The sequence below is a fragment of the Streptomyces sp. 2-1 genome, from assembly GCF_048564895.1.
GTDB lineage: Bacteria > Actinomycetota > Actinomycetes > Streptomycetales > Streptomycetaceae > Streptomyces > Streptomyces phaeochromogenes.
In genome coordinates this window covers 6,608,399-6,620,954 of the sequence record NZ_CP183383.1, presented here as the reverse complement: position 1 = coordinate 6,620,954, position 12,556 = coordinate 6,608,399, and the positions used below count along the sequence as shown (strand labels likewise).

12 protein-coding genes are annotated in these 12,556 nt (G+C 68.9%); 10 read left to right on the top strand and 2 right to left on the bottom strand.

The annotated features are described in order from the left end of the window. The first annotated feature begins 319 nt into the window (after positions 1–319). Positions 320–1,075 carry a hypothetical protein gene (locus ACN20J_RS29340; protein ID WP_190229122.1) on the top strand — a complete coding sequence of 252 codons (756 nt, stop codon included), beginning with the start codon at positions 320–322 and terminating at the stop codon, positions 1,073–1,075. A gap of 84 nt (positions 1,076–1,159) precedes the next feature. Here ACN20J_RS29340 and ACN20J_RS29335 read toward each other — a convergent pair whose 3' ends face one another. Further along, the gene (locus ACN20J_RS29335; RefSeq protein ID WP_419667191.1) at positions 1,160–1,579 is read right to left on the bottom strand and encodes a flavoprotein; all 420 of its coding nucleotides are present in this window, start codon (positions 1,577–1,579) and stop codon (positions 1,160–1,162) included. Between the two features lie 325 nt (positions 1,580–1,904). Here ACN20J_RS29335 and ACN20J_RS29330 point away from each other — a divergent pair, with 325 nt between their 5' ends. The 5 genes from ACN20J_RS29330 to ACN20J_RS29310 all read left to right on the top strand — a co-directional run bounded on the left by ACN20J_RS29330 (position 1,905) and on the right by ACN20J_RS29310 (position 8,796). Continuing rightward, complete coding sequence (locus tag ACN20J_RS29330) at positions 1,905–2,546, top strand: HAD family hydrolase (protein ID WP_419667190.1); 642 nt, start codon at positions 1,905–1,907, stop codon at positions 2,544–2,546. A 129-nt stretch (positions 2,547–2,675) separates the two neighbouring features. Further along, the gene (locus tag ACN20J_RS29325) at positions 2,676–3,866 is read left to right on the top strand and encodes a helix-turn-helix domain-containing protein (RefSeq protein ID WP_419667189.1); all 1,191 of its coding nucleotides are present in this window, start codon (positions 2,676–2,678) and stop codon (positions 3,864–3,866) included. A gap of 421 nt (positions 3,867–4,287) precedes the next feature. Further along, positions 4,288–4,995 carry a DUF6415 family natural product biosynthesis protein gene (locus ACN20J_RS29320; protein WP_419668983.1) on the top strand — a complete coding sequence of 236 codons (708 nt, stop codon included), beginning with the start codon at positions 4,288–4,290 and terminating at the stop codon, positions 4,993–4,995. A gap of 328 nt (positions 4,996–5,323) precedes the next feature. After that, positions 5,324–6,970, top strand: coding sequence for a penicillin-binding transpeptidase domain-containing protein (locus ACN20J_RS29315; protein ID WP_419667188.1), 1,647 nt, complete (start codon positions 5,324–5,326; stop codon positions 6,968–6,970). Positions 6,971–7,095: 125 nt separating this feature from the next. Continuing rightward, positions 7,096–8,796, top strand: a complete 1,701-nt coding sequence (locus tag ACN20J_RS29310) for a penicillin-binding transpeptidase domain-containing protein (protein ID WP_419667187.1) — start codon at positions 7,096–7,098, stop codon at positions 8,794–8,796. Between the two features lie 60 nt (positions 8,797–8,856). Here ACN20J_RS29310 and ACN20J_RS29305 read toward each other — a convergent pair whose 3' ends face one another. Then, positions 8,857–9,198, bottom strand: a complete 342-nt coding sequence (locus ACN20J_RS29305) for an SsgA family sporulation/cell division regulator (RefSeq protein WP_055616939.1) — start codon at positions 9,196–9,198, stop codon at positions 8,857–8,859. Positions 9,199–9,376: 178 nt separating this feature from the next. On the opposite strand from ACN20J_RS29305, the gene ACN20J_RS29300 reads away from it, so the two are divergent. The 4 genes from ACN20J_RS29300 to ACN20J_RS29285 all read left to right on the top strand — a co-directional run bounded on the left by ACN20J_RS29300 (position 9,377) and on the right by ACN20J_RS29285 (position 12,479). Next, on the top strand, positions 9,377–10,426 hold the full coding sequence (locus ACN20J_RS29300; RefSeq protein ID WP_419667186.1) for an energy-coupling factor ABC transporter permease: 1,050 nt from the start codon (positions 9,377–9,379) through the stop codon (positions 10,424–10,426). A gap of 1 nt (position 10,427) precedes the next feature. Next, on the top strand, positions 10,428–11,189 hold the full coding sequence (gene cbiQ, locus ACN20J_RS29295; protein ID WP_190229117.1) for a cobalt ECF transporter T component CbiQ: 762 nt from the start codon (positions 10,428–10,430) through the stop codon (positions 11,187–11,189). Next, positions 11,177–11,962, top strand: coding sequence for an energy-coupling factor ABC transporter ATP-binding protein (locus tag ACN20J_RS29290; RefSeq protein ID WP_190229116.1), 786 nt, complete (start codon positions 11,177–11,179; stop codon positions 11,960–11,962). The genes cbiQ and ACN20J_RS29290 overlap by 13 nt, the downstream gene beginning before the upstream one ends. Positions 11,963–12,047: 85 nt before the next feature. Beyond that, positions 12,048–12,479, top strand: coding sequence for a MarR family winged helix-turn-helix transcriptional regulator (locus ACN20J_RS29285; protein ID WP_419668982.1), 432 nt, complete (start codon positions 12,048–12,050; stop codon positions 12,477–12,479). The last annotated feature ends 77 nt before the right edge of the window (positions 12,480–12,556 follow it).

Below are 12,556 nucleotides of genomic sequence, written 5' to 3'. Positions count from 1 at the left end.
GGTCGTCGATGAGCAGCGTCAGGAAGTCGCGCGAAAGCCCGTGAGGGCGCCGTTTCCAACCCTGAACCTACTCAGGGTCGAGGTCAATCACGTACGCGTCAGCAACCTCAATGAGCGCCATTGGAAGGCCGCTATGACTGCCGCATACATCATCCCACCGAGGAGGCAGGCGGGCGGTACGCGCTGCCCCTGCACACCTAGCGCAGTGGACGAGCCTTATAGAACATGCGGTAACGATCTGTAGATGCATCGTCACGCTGGCGTCACAGATTTACAGCCCTAAAGCCCTTGATAGGCGCACAACGCTAGAAACATCGCCGTGAGCACATCGAGATACACAAAGATCAACACTGCGGCCAGCGTCGCGGGAGTCGTGCTGGGGGTTGCCGGCCTGCTGGCAGACCACTACTCAAACTCCGCCGACTGGCTCGGACCTTCCTCGGCCGTGGTCGTGGGCTCGGCCACCATCTTTGCCGCATGGCGGTGGCTACGGCCGGGCACGCACCCAATGCTGCAGCGCAATCTGCTGCTGGGGCTCTTGGCAGTCATGACGGCAGCAGGTGCCGTTCTGGCTTGGCCCAGCCCACGATCCGAGAATGCTTCAGGAGACGCCAAGAACGTCTCGGTGAAAGGCATTACGGTTACCAAGGTCGGCGAAAATGGACCCAACTTGACTGGTGAGCTGCCCATCAACGCCTGCCTGACAGTGTCAGGCAAGGGGAACATCCCCAAGGGGTACGGAATCTGGGTGGCCAACAACAGGGACGTGGACGGCGAACCTGGGGTAGATGGCTACTGGAGTCTCCAGAGAGCCAACGAGGGAGACGGCGAAGAGAAGACTTGGCGCACCGGGCTGTTCGGCATCGGAAATGAGAAGGGAGACGCAAACAACTACTTCTGGGTACACGTGTTCCTGATCCCCCCGCAAACCGACGCGGCCTTGTCCAACTTCGCGGGAGATGCGCCAGGAGTAAAGGGACGCCCAGCAGGGTCAAAGGTCGTGGGCAAGTACCTCGTCAAGCGCAACGATGTACGCAACTGCCCGTGGTTCAAGGACCAACAGAAGACGGCTTGAGCGACACACACCGGACGGCCCGACGACAGCCCGGCAGGCTCTCCGGCTGACAAGAGGCAACCGCACGCCGCGAGTTCAACCTGATCAAGCGGGCAGAGCCACGTCCCACAGATAGGCATCTACGTCGTCCTGCTTGGGGACATGCGGCACGAACCCGCCTTCTCCGAGCAGAACATTCACCTCGCACTCACGCAGAAAGGCCACGCTCCGGCCGAGCGCGGGGTGCGTCGCTTGGGCACGGTTCAGGTACGGCTGGGCGAACCGTGGCAGTTCGAGCCCGATGGCTTCGGTGACCAGGCAGAGGGCAAGAGTGTCGGAGATACCGGCCGCCCATTTGTTGAGCGTGTTGAAGGTCGCGGGGGCGACGAGGATCGCGTCCGGCGGGGGAAGGACATCAGCCGCGACCGGCAGCTTGTATTCGTGCCATACCGGATGGCCGGTGAGTTCACGGAGATCGGCGAGGTCTGGCTCCAACCAGCGGGTGCGCGGAGGGGGAGACGACAAGGCAGACGTCCCATCCGGCCGCTTGGGCCTTACTTATGCCCGTCGTTACGGAACGGGCCGGCGGGGCAACGCAGGAGACCAGATACGGGACCTTGGTCATCCAGGCAGTCCACACCGCTCGGCGAGAGCACGCAAGCGACCCTTGCGCCTGGGTACGTGGGTCTAGCTGGGCGAACACACCACGGTGGCGTAGCGGCCAGCCGCGCCACCGTGATCGTTGGTGACTTTCAGCAGTCACCCTCGGGCAGCTCGGATACGGTGCACGAGCTCTCTGTGGCAGTAACCACCAGCGGACTGCACGCCGGGAAGCCGTACGCTTCTCAGGGTGATTGCGACCATCGTCCTCGACGTCGGCGAGACCATCGTCCGCGACGACCGCTACTGGAATTCGTGGGCCGACTGGTTGGACATTCCTCGCCACACTCTCTCCGCCCTCGTCGGTGCCGTCGTCGCCCAGGGCCGGGACAATGCCGATGCCGTGCGTCTCGCCAGACCTGGGATCGATCTCCCCGCCGAGTACCGGGCACGCGAGGCCGCGGGCCGTGGCGAGGTGCTCGACGAGACGGATCTCTACGACGACGTCCGTCCCACGTTGTCCGGGCTTCGCGAGCTCGGGATCCGCGTCGTCGTTGCGGGTAACCAGACCGCTCGCGCGGGCGAACTGCTACGCGCCCTGGACCTGCCTGCGGACCTGATTGTGACGTCGGGCGAGTGGGGCGTGGCCAAGCCACAGGCGGAGTTCTTCCAGCACGTGCTGGAAGTGGCGCAGGCAACGCCGGGAGAGACGGTGTACGTCGGCGACCACCCGGCCAACGACATCTTCCCCGCGAAGGCGGTCGGGCTACGGGCGGCGCACATCCGCCGTGGGCCCTGGGGACACCTGTGGGCGGACGCCCCGGAGGTGATGGCGGCGGCGGACTGGCGCATCGACAGCCTCACCCAGCTCACGTCGATCATCGCGGACTGACGGCCACACAAAGGGTTCTCGAAACAAAGGGTCCTCGCATTCGCCCGGGACTTGCTGGGCGAATTCGCGTGTGCGCTGCGTATCCGTACGGGTACCGTCCGGAGCAGACGCACCGAAACTGGAGCCCGCATGGCCGCACCGCCCGCCCGCGGCGGGGTAGGCAGGCGTATCGCCTACTACCGCAGCGTCGTCCGCCCGAAGATGACGCAGCAGCAGCTCGCCGACACGGCCCGCGTCGCCCTCGGCACCATCCGCAAGATCGAGCGCGGTGAGCGCGGTGTCACCGGCGCAACCCTCGAAGCCATCGCGGGCGCCCTTGGCGTCGACCCGGCCCGTCTCCACACCGACCGAGGCCCCGCGCATACCGCCGTCCATGACGCGCTGCCCGCGCTCTCCGCCGCACTGGCCGCCTACGACATCCCGGAAGATGGCCCGGTCCGCCCCCTCTGCGAACTGCGCGCAGCGGTCGGCGAAGCTGTCCAATGGCGCCTCGCCGCCCAGTACACACGCATTGCCCGTGAACTCCCCGACCTGCTCTCCGAACTCGCACGCGCCTATCACGCCGCCCCTGCCCACGAGCGGCGTGGACTGGCCGAACTCCTGGTCAACGCCTACCGCTCGGCGGATGCTGTCGCCTACAAGTTCGGCGCCCGCGACCTTTCCGCCCGCCTGGTCGAACTCATGCGGTGGGCCGTCCCCGAAACCGGAGATCCGCTGCTCGCCGCCGCCGTGGCCTACGTACGGACAGAGACGTTCTTCGCGGCTCGCGCACACGCCACGGGGCTTCGGGCCCTGGAGCAGGCCATCGACGCCGCACCCGCACCCGGCACGGCATCCGAGACAGCGGCGAGGGGTGCCCTCCACATGCGGGCCGCAGTCATCGCGGGCCGGGCCTGTGATGCCACGGCCGCGCAAACCCACCTCGCCGAGGCTCGCGCCCTCGCGGAGCAGACAGCCGAGGATGTCTACTACGGCACCGCGTTCGGCCCCGACTCCGTCCGTATCCACGAGGTGTCCGTCGCGGTCAGCCTCGGAGACGATCACGTCGGTCGCGCCCTCACACTCGCCCAGGAGTGGAAGCCGCCGGCCGATCTGCCGGCCGAGCGGCGCTCCGGGTTCTACATCGAACTGGCCCGCGCCCAGCTGTGGTCAGGGCACGTGGACCACGCCTTCGATTCTCTGCAGGCCGCACGCCGGATCGCCCCGCAGCACACCCGCGAGCACCCTTGGGTCCGCGAGGACGCGGCCACGCTACGCCGCTTGAAGCGCGCCGAATCGGAGAGCCTCACGAACTTCGCGGAATGGTGCGCGGCCACCTGACGAAAGTCGACTACCCCTCGCTGGGGTACTTGTGGCCCTTGCCCGCCCCCACCATCTGTCTCACGAACAGAGACCAGCAGATGGGAACGGGGAGGAGATCGACAATGCGCCTTGCATCAGAGGTACTCGAATGGTTGAGAGCGCTCCTGTTCGGTTCCGGTATCGCCACCAAGCGTGAGCGGGCCGGTGCCGAGTCGGCCCCACCGGAGGCACATGCACAGGTACACCCGTCGGCCATCGGGAAGTCGGCCCATCCGCCTCCGCGGACCCGACAGATCCGAACTCCGCACGCGTTGCGACCGCCGCGAACTGTCCTCGCTACCGAGGCAGACCTGGACGCCCTGGTACGCGCCTACGTGCCGCCGCCCGAGGAGTGCGCCCGCCAACTGTGTGCGTATGTGAGGGAGAGCCGGTGACGGGGATGCAGTACGCACCCGCTCTCGGCGACACCGTCGAGGACATCCAGCGGCAGACGATCGGCAGAGTCATGGGCTTCGTCGGGCCGTACGTGCAGTTGCGGCCGGTCGACGGCGGGCGCGAATGGGACGCCCGCCGGGAGTGGCTCCGACCCGTGTCCCTCATCGAGGCGCTCAGCGCGGGCGTGGCGGCGGCCAACGCCCGCTCCCGGGGCCAAGCGCTCATGACGGCGAACACCTCGCTTCCGGTCGACACCGCGACGATGCACGCCACCACAGCGCTGGTGCTCGATGAGAAAGCCGAACTGCCCACCGCCGACGAACTGAACCATCTGACCCTGCTCTACCGAGGGCACCTGATGCTGCTGATCCCTGAAGTGGAGAAGGCCGGCCTCGGGCTCCCCGAGGATGACACCGCCAGGCGTCGTGCCCATGCCGGGGTCGCCGAGGCCCGCACCCGCCTGAACCTCGAAGCGGGCCCCACGCTGCCCGCCCAGGTGGCCCACGCCCAGCACCTCGCCCGCTCGGTCGTCTGCCTCCTCGGCCATCTGGAAAATCCGGGGCGGGCGCCTGACAGGCCCAACCACTCATCCGCAAAGGAGGACCGGGTGAGCGAACCGACTCAGACAGCGTTCGGGATGACCGTCACGGACCTGAACCAGATCGTCTGGCTGGGGCATCTGGAAGGGCCGTGCCGGCGATTGCCGAACTGACAAGGCGCGAGCAGCTCAACCACCCGTCGGCCTGGTCCGACCGGGCGGGCGAGCCGACACAGCAGTGCTCCCGACCCCTCGTCACAGGTCAGGAGCACTTCGTCGGGCACTGAGCCGCTACAAGGCGGACGCCGGTACACAAGCAGACCCAGACGGTCACATATGTGAACCGCGCCAAGACCCTCGCCCCGCCCCCGTCTCTGTTCGGTCAACTTCTGGGCACAGCCGCCCCAGCCGTCACCCCTCCCGCATACAGTGCCACCATGGACACCTTTCTGAACGCGTTCAGAAAGGTTCACGGGGACGGGGAACGGGGAGGGGACGCGCGATGCGCAACGGGGCCAAGGCCGCCATTGTGGGCGGGGTGTTCGCTGTGATGGTGGGGGGCGCCGGGTACGGCGCGTACAACATAGTCAGTGCGGTCAGCGGCGACGGCGGGTCGGCCGGGACCGCGGCGGAGAAGAAGACCGGGCCGCCGTCGGCGGACGAGGTCGAGGAGGCCAGCAGGGCGTTCTTCGCGGCCTGGAAGAAGGGCGACGCGGCCACCGCCGCGGCGGAGACGAACAACGCGCAGGCCGCCAGGCCCCTGCTGGTCGCCTACGGCGGCCAGGCGCACATCACCAAGGTGAAGATCACTCCCGGTACGCCGGCGGGTACGACCGTGCCCTTCTCGGTGGCGGCGACGGTGTCGTACGAGGGGAAGAGCAAGCCCCTCGCGTACGAGAGCGAACTGACCGTCGTGCGCGGGAAGACCACGGGCAAGGCACTCGTCGACTGGCAGCCGGCCGTCGTGCACCCGGAGCTGAAGACCGGCGACACCCTGGTCACGGGCGAGGCCGCGAGCCCGCCCATCGAGGCCGTGGACCGCGACGGCGTCGTCCTGACCAAGGAGAAGTACCCGTCCCTGGGGCCGGTCCTGGACTCGCTGCGCGACAAGTACGGCGACAAGGCGGGCGGCACTCCCGGCATCGAGCTCGCGATCCGGCACGAGAGCGAGGAGGCGGGAGACACCTCGCTGGTGACCCTCGCCAAGGGCGAGGCGGGCAAGCTGCGCACCACCTTCAGCGCGGGGGCGCAGGCGGCGGCGGAGAAGGCCGTCAAGCGGTTCGCGGAGTCGTCGGTGGTAGCCGTGAAGCCGAGCACCGGGGAGGTGCTGGCGATCGCGAACCACCGCGAGGACGGGTTCAACGCGGCGTTCGAGGGCAAGGTCGCACCCGGCTCCACGATGAAGATCATCACCGCGGCGATGTTCATCGACAACGGCGTGACCTCGATGAACAGCCCGGCGCCCTGTCCGCCCGACGCCGTCTGGATGAGTACGAAGTTCCCCAACCTCAAGGGCATGGAGCCCAACGAGGGCGCCACGCTCGCCAACAGTTTCATGCGCTCGTGCAACACGGCCTTCGTGAAGCTCATCGACGGCACCGACGAGAAGCCCCTCACGGACGAGTCGCTCACGACGGAGGCCCAGGAGCGGTTCGGCCTGGGCAAGGACAACTGGAAGACCGGGATCGTCTCCTTCGACGGCAGCGTCCCCGCGTCCCCCGGCCCCTACCGCGCGGCCAACGCAATCGGCCAGGGCCAGGTCCAGATGAACCCGCTGAACATGGCGTCGGTAACGGCGACCGCGATCACGGGCACGTTCCGGCAGCCGTTCGTCGTGTCGCCGAAGCTGGACAACCGCCAACTGGCCACCGCGCGCGGCCTGCCGAGCGGCACCGCCGCCCAGCTGAAGCAGATGATGCGGCTCACCGCGACCGCACCCGGTGGCACCGCCACACAGGCCATGTCCGGGCTCGGCGGAGACATCGGCGCCAAGACCGGCTCCGCCGAGGTCGACGGCAAGGAGACGTCCGACAGCTGGTTCACCGGTTTCCGGAACGACATCGCCGCCGCCGCCATGGTGCAGCAGGGCGGCCACGGCGGCGACGCGGCAGGACCGATCGTGGCCCAGGTCCTTCGGGCGGGGGGCTGAACCCCGGAGGGCGCCGGTTCACAGGTGTCCGAACTCACCCTCACAGGGCGGGACTCTAGGGTGGTGACTCTCGTTCTTGTAGGGGACCGTGAGGTATCCGGGGAAGCAGCGAAGGAACGGAAGCCGTGGGGAACAGAAGGCGCGCGCCTGAGCGTGGCAGGACGAAACCCGCCGTCATCGGCGGGATGATCGCCGTTGTCGTGGGCGGCGCGGGGTTCGGCGTCTACGCCCTGTACGGGGGTGGGGCCGCGGCCGACGACTCGAGCTCGTCCTCCGACGCGAAGCCCGTGAAGAAGGGCCCGCTGTCGGCGACGGAGGTGAAGTCGACGGCGACGGCGTTCCTCACGGCCTGGCAGAGCGGTGACGTCACGACCGCCGCGGCGGCCACGAACGACACGGCGGCGGCCCGCACCCTCCTCACCGGCTACGGCAAGGAGGCGTACATCAAGGACGTGACGCTCACCGCCAAGAAGCGCTCCGGTGACGCCGTCCCGTTCTCGGTCAAGGGCACGGTCGCGTACAAGGGCGGCCTGACCAAGCCCCTCGCGTACGAGTCCGAGCTCACCGTCGTCCGTCGCGCCAAGGACGGAAAGCCGCTGGTCGACTGGCACTCCAAGGTCGTGCACCCGGACCTGAAGGACGGCGACAAGCTGGTCACCGGGGAGGCCGGGACGCCGCCGGTGAAGGCGCTCGACCGGGACGGCGGCGAGCTGACCACCGCCAAGTACCCCTCGCTCGGCACGGTCCTCGACGGCCTGCGGGAGAAGTTCGGCAAGACGGCGGGCGGCAAGGCGGGCATCGAGCTGCGGGTGATCCGCGCCGAGTCCGAGTCGAAGGACGCCAAGGGTTCCGCCAAGGGGTCCGGTTCCGACGAGACCCCCGACAAGACGCTGGTGGAGCTGAGCAAGGGCACCCCGGGCACGGTCCGTACGACGCTCAGCCCGGGCCTCCAGGCGACCGCCGAGCAGCAGGTGGCCAAGAAGGCGAAGTCCTCGGCCGTCGTCATCCGGCCGTCCACCGGCGAGATCCTGGCCGTCGCGAACGCCGGACACGGCTTCAACACCGCCTTCCAGGGCTCCCTGGCCCCCGGCTCGACGATGAAGATCATCACGGCGTCGCTGCTCATCGACAAGGGCCTCGCGTCGACGAACAAGGAACACCCCTGCCCGAAGTTCTCGACGTACGGCGGCTGGAAGTTCCAGAACGACGACAAGTTCGAGATCAAGGGCGGCACGTTCAAGGCGAGCTTCGCGCGCTCCTGCAACACGGCCTTCATCAGTCAGGCCAAGAAGCTGAGCGACGACGACCTGACCAAGCAGGCCCAGCAGGTGTTCGGGCTCGGCATGGACAACTGGGCCATCGGGGTGCCGACCTTCGACGGCTCGGTGCCGGTCCAGTCGCAGGCCCAGATGGCGGCCTCGCTGATCGGCCAGGGCGGGGTCCGGATGAACCCGCTGAACATGGCGTCGGTCGTGGCCACCGCCAAGACGGGCACCTTCCACCAGCCCTATCTGGTGGCTCCGACGGTCGACAAGCGCACCCTCGCGAAGGCGTCCCGCTCGCTGTCCGCCGACACGACGGCCCAGCTCAAGGAGCTCCTCCAGTACACGGCGGCGGCCGGCACGGCGGCCGAGGCCATGGCCGGTCTCGGCCCGGACTTCGGCGCCAAGACCGGCTCCGCGGAGGTCGACGGCCAGAAGAAGCCCAACGGCTGGTTCACCGCCTGGAAGGGCGACCTCGCGGCCGCGGGCGTCGTCCAGCAGGGCGGCCACGGCGGCGAGACGGCCGGCCCGATCGTGGCGGCGCTGCTGAAGGCGGGCAGCTGAGACCCGCGACCGGCCCCGCGCCCCGTGGGAGCGCGGGGCGCGCCCGGCAGGGGCGCCCCGTCAGCTGCTGACGGGGGTGGCCGTGTACGTACGCCGCAGGAAGCGGATCAGCGTCTTCGATTCGAACTGCACGACGTCCACTCCCTTCGGCGAGTGGAACTCCATGACGGCCTGGACCCGCCCGCACGGCCAGATGCGTACGTCACCGGCGGCGGCCGGAGCCCGTAGCCCCTGTTCGAGGAGGTCGCGGGCGAACACCCACTCGTGATGGCCGGGCAGCATGATGTGCACCCGTCGGGGGTCGGCCTCTGGGTCGTATCGAAGGGCCACCGGAACGGCGGGCGGATCCTGCGCCGCGTCCGTCACGATGTGGGCGCGCGCGTACTGCTCGACGGCGGACATCGATCGCTCCCTCTGTGAGCTGCTCCGTGTTTGAGCTGCTTCCTCTCCAATGTCGCATATTTTCCGAAATGCGCTTCTGGATTATTCGAGGTCACCTCGCTCTTGCAAGCTGTTCGCATTAAGCCACTATCATCGAACGGTTATAGACAGCCGGCCTGCCCCCGGAAGCGGAGCCCTCATGCACGTCCCCGACGGTTTCATCAACGCCCCCGTCTCGGTGGCCACCGGAGTGGTCGCCGCGGCGGCGGTCGCCGTGAGCCTGCGCGGCGCGCGGCGCGAACTGGACGAGCGCACCGCCCCGCTCGCGGGTCTCGTCGCCGCCTTCATCTTCGCCGTGCAGATGCTCAACTTCCCGGTCGCAGCCGGGACCAGCGGACATCTGCTCGGAGGCGCGCTGGCCGCGATACTCGTGGGCCCCTTCACCGGGGTCCTCTGTGTCTCGGTCGTGCTCCTCATGCAGGGCATCCTCTTCGCGGACGGCGGGCTCACCGCGCTCGGCGTGAACATCACCGTCATGGCGGTGGTCACGACGGTGGTGGCGTACACCGTCTTCCGCGGCCTTGTAAAACTTCTGCCCAGGAAGCGCCGGTCCATTACCGTCTCGGCGTTCGTCGCCGCCGTGCTCTCCGTGCCGGCCGCCGCCGCGGCCTTCACTCTCGTCTACGCGATCGGTGGCACCACGGACGTCCCGATCGGGCAGGTCCTCACCGCCATGGCCGGCGTCCACGTCCTGATCGGCATCGGTGAAGCCGCGATCACCGCGCTCACGGTCGGCGCCGTCATCGCCGTACGACCGGACCTCGTGTACGGAGCCCGCGGCCTGACCGCGCCGCTGAAGCTGCGCGTCGGCGGGGAGCTGGTGGACACGCCCGCCGCCGAGCCCGTCCCGGTCGCCGCGCGGTCCCACCGCCCGGTGTGGCTGGCGGGCCTCGCCGCCTCCCTCGTCCTCGCGGGCTTCGTCAGCTTCTACGCCTCCGCGAACCCCGACGGCCTGGAGAAGGTCGCCGCCGACAAGGGCATCGACGCCAAGGTCGAGGACCACGCCGCCGCCGACTCCCCGCTCGCCGACTACGGCGTCGAGGGCCTCACGAACTCCCGGATCTCCGGCGGCCTCGCGGGCGTGATCGGCGTGGGCGTCACCGTCGTCGCGGGCACCGGCGTCTTCTGGGCCGTACGCAAGCGCCGTACGTCCGAGACCTCGCCCTCGCAGGTCGGGGAATCCGTCTGACATGGGCGCAGGACACGCGCACCGGCTCTACCGGCACGGGCACTCGCCCGTGCACGCCCTGCCGCCGCACACCAAGCTCGCCGCAGTCTTCGCCTTCGTACTGGTCGTCGTCTCGACCCCGCGCGAGGCGATGTGGGCCTTCGGGCTGTACGCGCTGCTGCTGGCCGGCGTGGCGTACGCGGCCCGCGTCCCGGCCGGCTTCCTGCTGAAGCGGCTGCTGATCGAGGTGCCGTTCGTGGCCTTCGCCGTGCTGATGCCGTTCGTGGCGCAGGGCGAGCGGGTCGACGTCCTCGGCCTGTCGTTGAGCGTGAACGGGCTGTGGGGCGCCTGGAACGTGCTGGCCAAGGGCACGCTCGGCGTCGCCGCGTCCGTACTGCTCGCCTCGACGACCGAACTGCGCGAACTCCTGCTGGGGCTCCAGCGGTTGAAGCTCCCGCCGCTCCTCGTACAGATCGCGTCCTTCATGATCCGCTACGGGGACGTCATCGCGGACGAGATGCGGCGGATGAAGATCGCGCGGGAGTCGCGCGGCTTCGAGGCCCGCGGTGTCCGATCGTGGGGAGTCCTCGCGAAGTCCGCGGGCGCGCTCTTCATCCGCTCGTACGAACGCGGGGAGCGGGTGCATCTCGCCATGGTCAGCCGGGGATACGCCGGTTCGATGCCGGTCATCGACGAGGTGACCGCGTCCCGGGCGCAGTGGTCGTACGCGCTCGCCCTGCCGTCCGCCGCCCTCGTCGTGTGCCTGTTGGGATGGACCCTGTGACCACCTCCTCCGTGACCCCTGTGACCGCACCTTCGCTTGAAGTCTCCGGACTCGCTTTCGCCTACCCCGACGGGCACCAGGCCCTCTTCGGCGTCGACTTCACCGTCGGCCGGGGTGAGCGCGTGGCGCTGCTCGGGCCGAACGGGGCCGGCAAGACGACCCTCGTGCTGCACCTCAACGGCATCCTGACCGGCGGCGCCGGGACCGTGACGGTGGCCGGGCTGCCCGTCGGCCGCAAGCACATGGCGGAGATCCGGCGGAAGGTCGGCATCGTCTTCCAGGACCCGGACGACCAGCTGTTCATGCCGAGCGTGCGCGAGGACGTGGCCTTCGGGCCCGCCGCCGCCGGGCTCAAGGGGCCCGAGCTGGAGGCGCGGGTGCGCACCGCGCTGGAGCGGGTCGGGATGGAGGCCTTCGCCGACCGTCCGCCGCACCACCTCTCCTTCGGGCAGCGGCGCCGGGTGGCGGTCGCGACCGTCCTCGCGATGGAGCCGGAGATCCTGGTCCTCGACGAGCCGTCGTCCAACCTCGACCCCGCCTCGCGGCGCGAACTCGCCGACATCCTGCGGTCGTTGGACGTGACCGTGCTGATGGTCACGCACGATCTGCCGTACGCCCTCGAACTGTGCCCGCGCGCCCTGATCCTCAGCGACGGCGTGATCGCGGCGGACGGCAGGACCGGCGAGCTTCTGTCGGACGACGAACTGATGCGGGAGCACCGCCTTGAGTTGCCGTTCGGCTTCGACCCGCGCTCGGTGACCATGGGCGCGTGACAATGAGCGCGTGACGAACGAAGAGGGTTCGCCCGGCGAGGGCGCGCCGGGCGGTCCGCCTGACGAAGACGCGCCGACCGGCTCGCTGCTGCTCGACGACCAGTTGTGCTTCGCGCTGTACGCGGCCCAGCGTGCCGTGACCGGCGCGTACCGGCCGCTCCTCGAAGCGCTCGGGCTCACCTATCCGCAGTACCTGGTCATGCTCGTGCTCTGGGAGCGGGGCGAGCTCACCGTCAAGGAGCTGGCCGGGACCCTGCGGCTCGACTACGGGACCATGTCGCCGCTGCTCAAACGCCTGGAGTCGGCCGGACTCGTCCGCCGGGAGCGTTCCGCGCTGGACGAGCGGTCGGTGCTGGTCGCGGTCACCGGGCGGGGCGAGGAGCTGCGGGAGCGCGCGGAGTGCGTGCCGTCGGCGCTGCTGGCCGGGACGCGGCTGACGACGGACGAGGTGGAACGGCTGCGCGCGGACCTCCGGCGGCTGACCGCGATGTTACCGGCGGTTTCTACCCCCAAGTAATAAGTGGCCGGAATCGATGGATACATTGTGTGCGATGTGTTTGTGCACTCTGTTTCTGCACTCTGATTCCGCGTTCT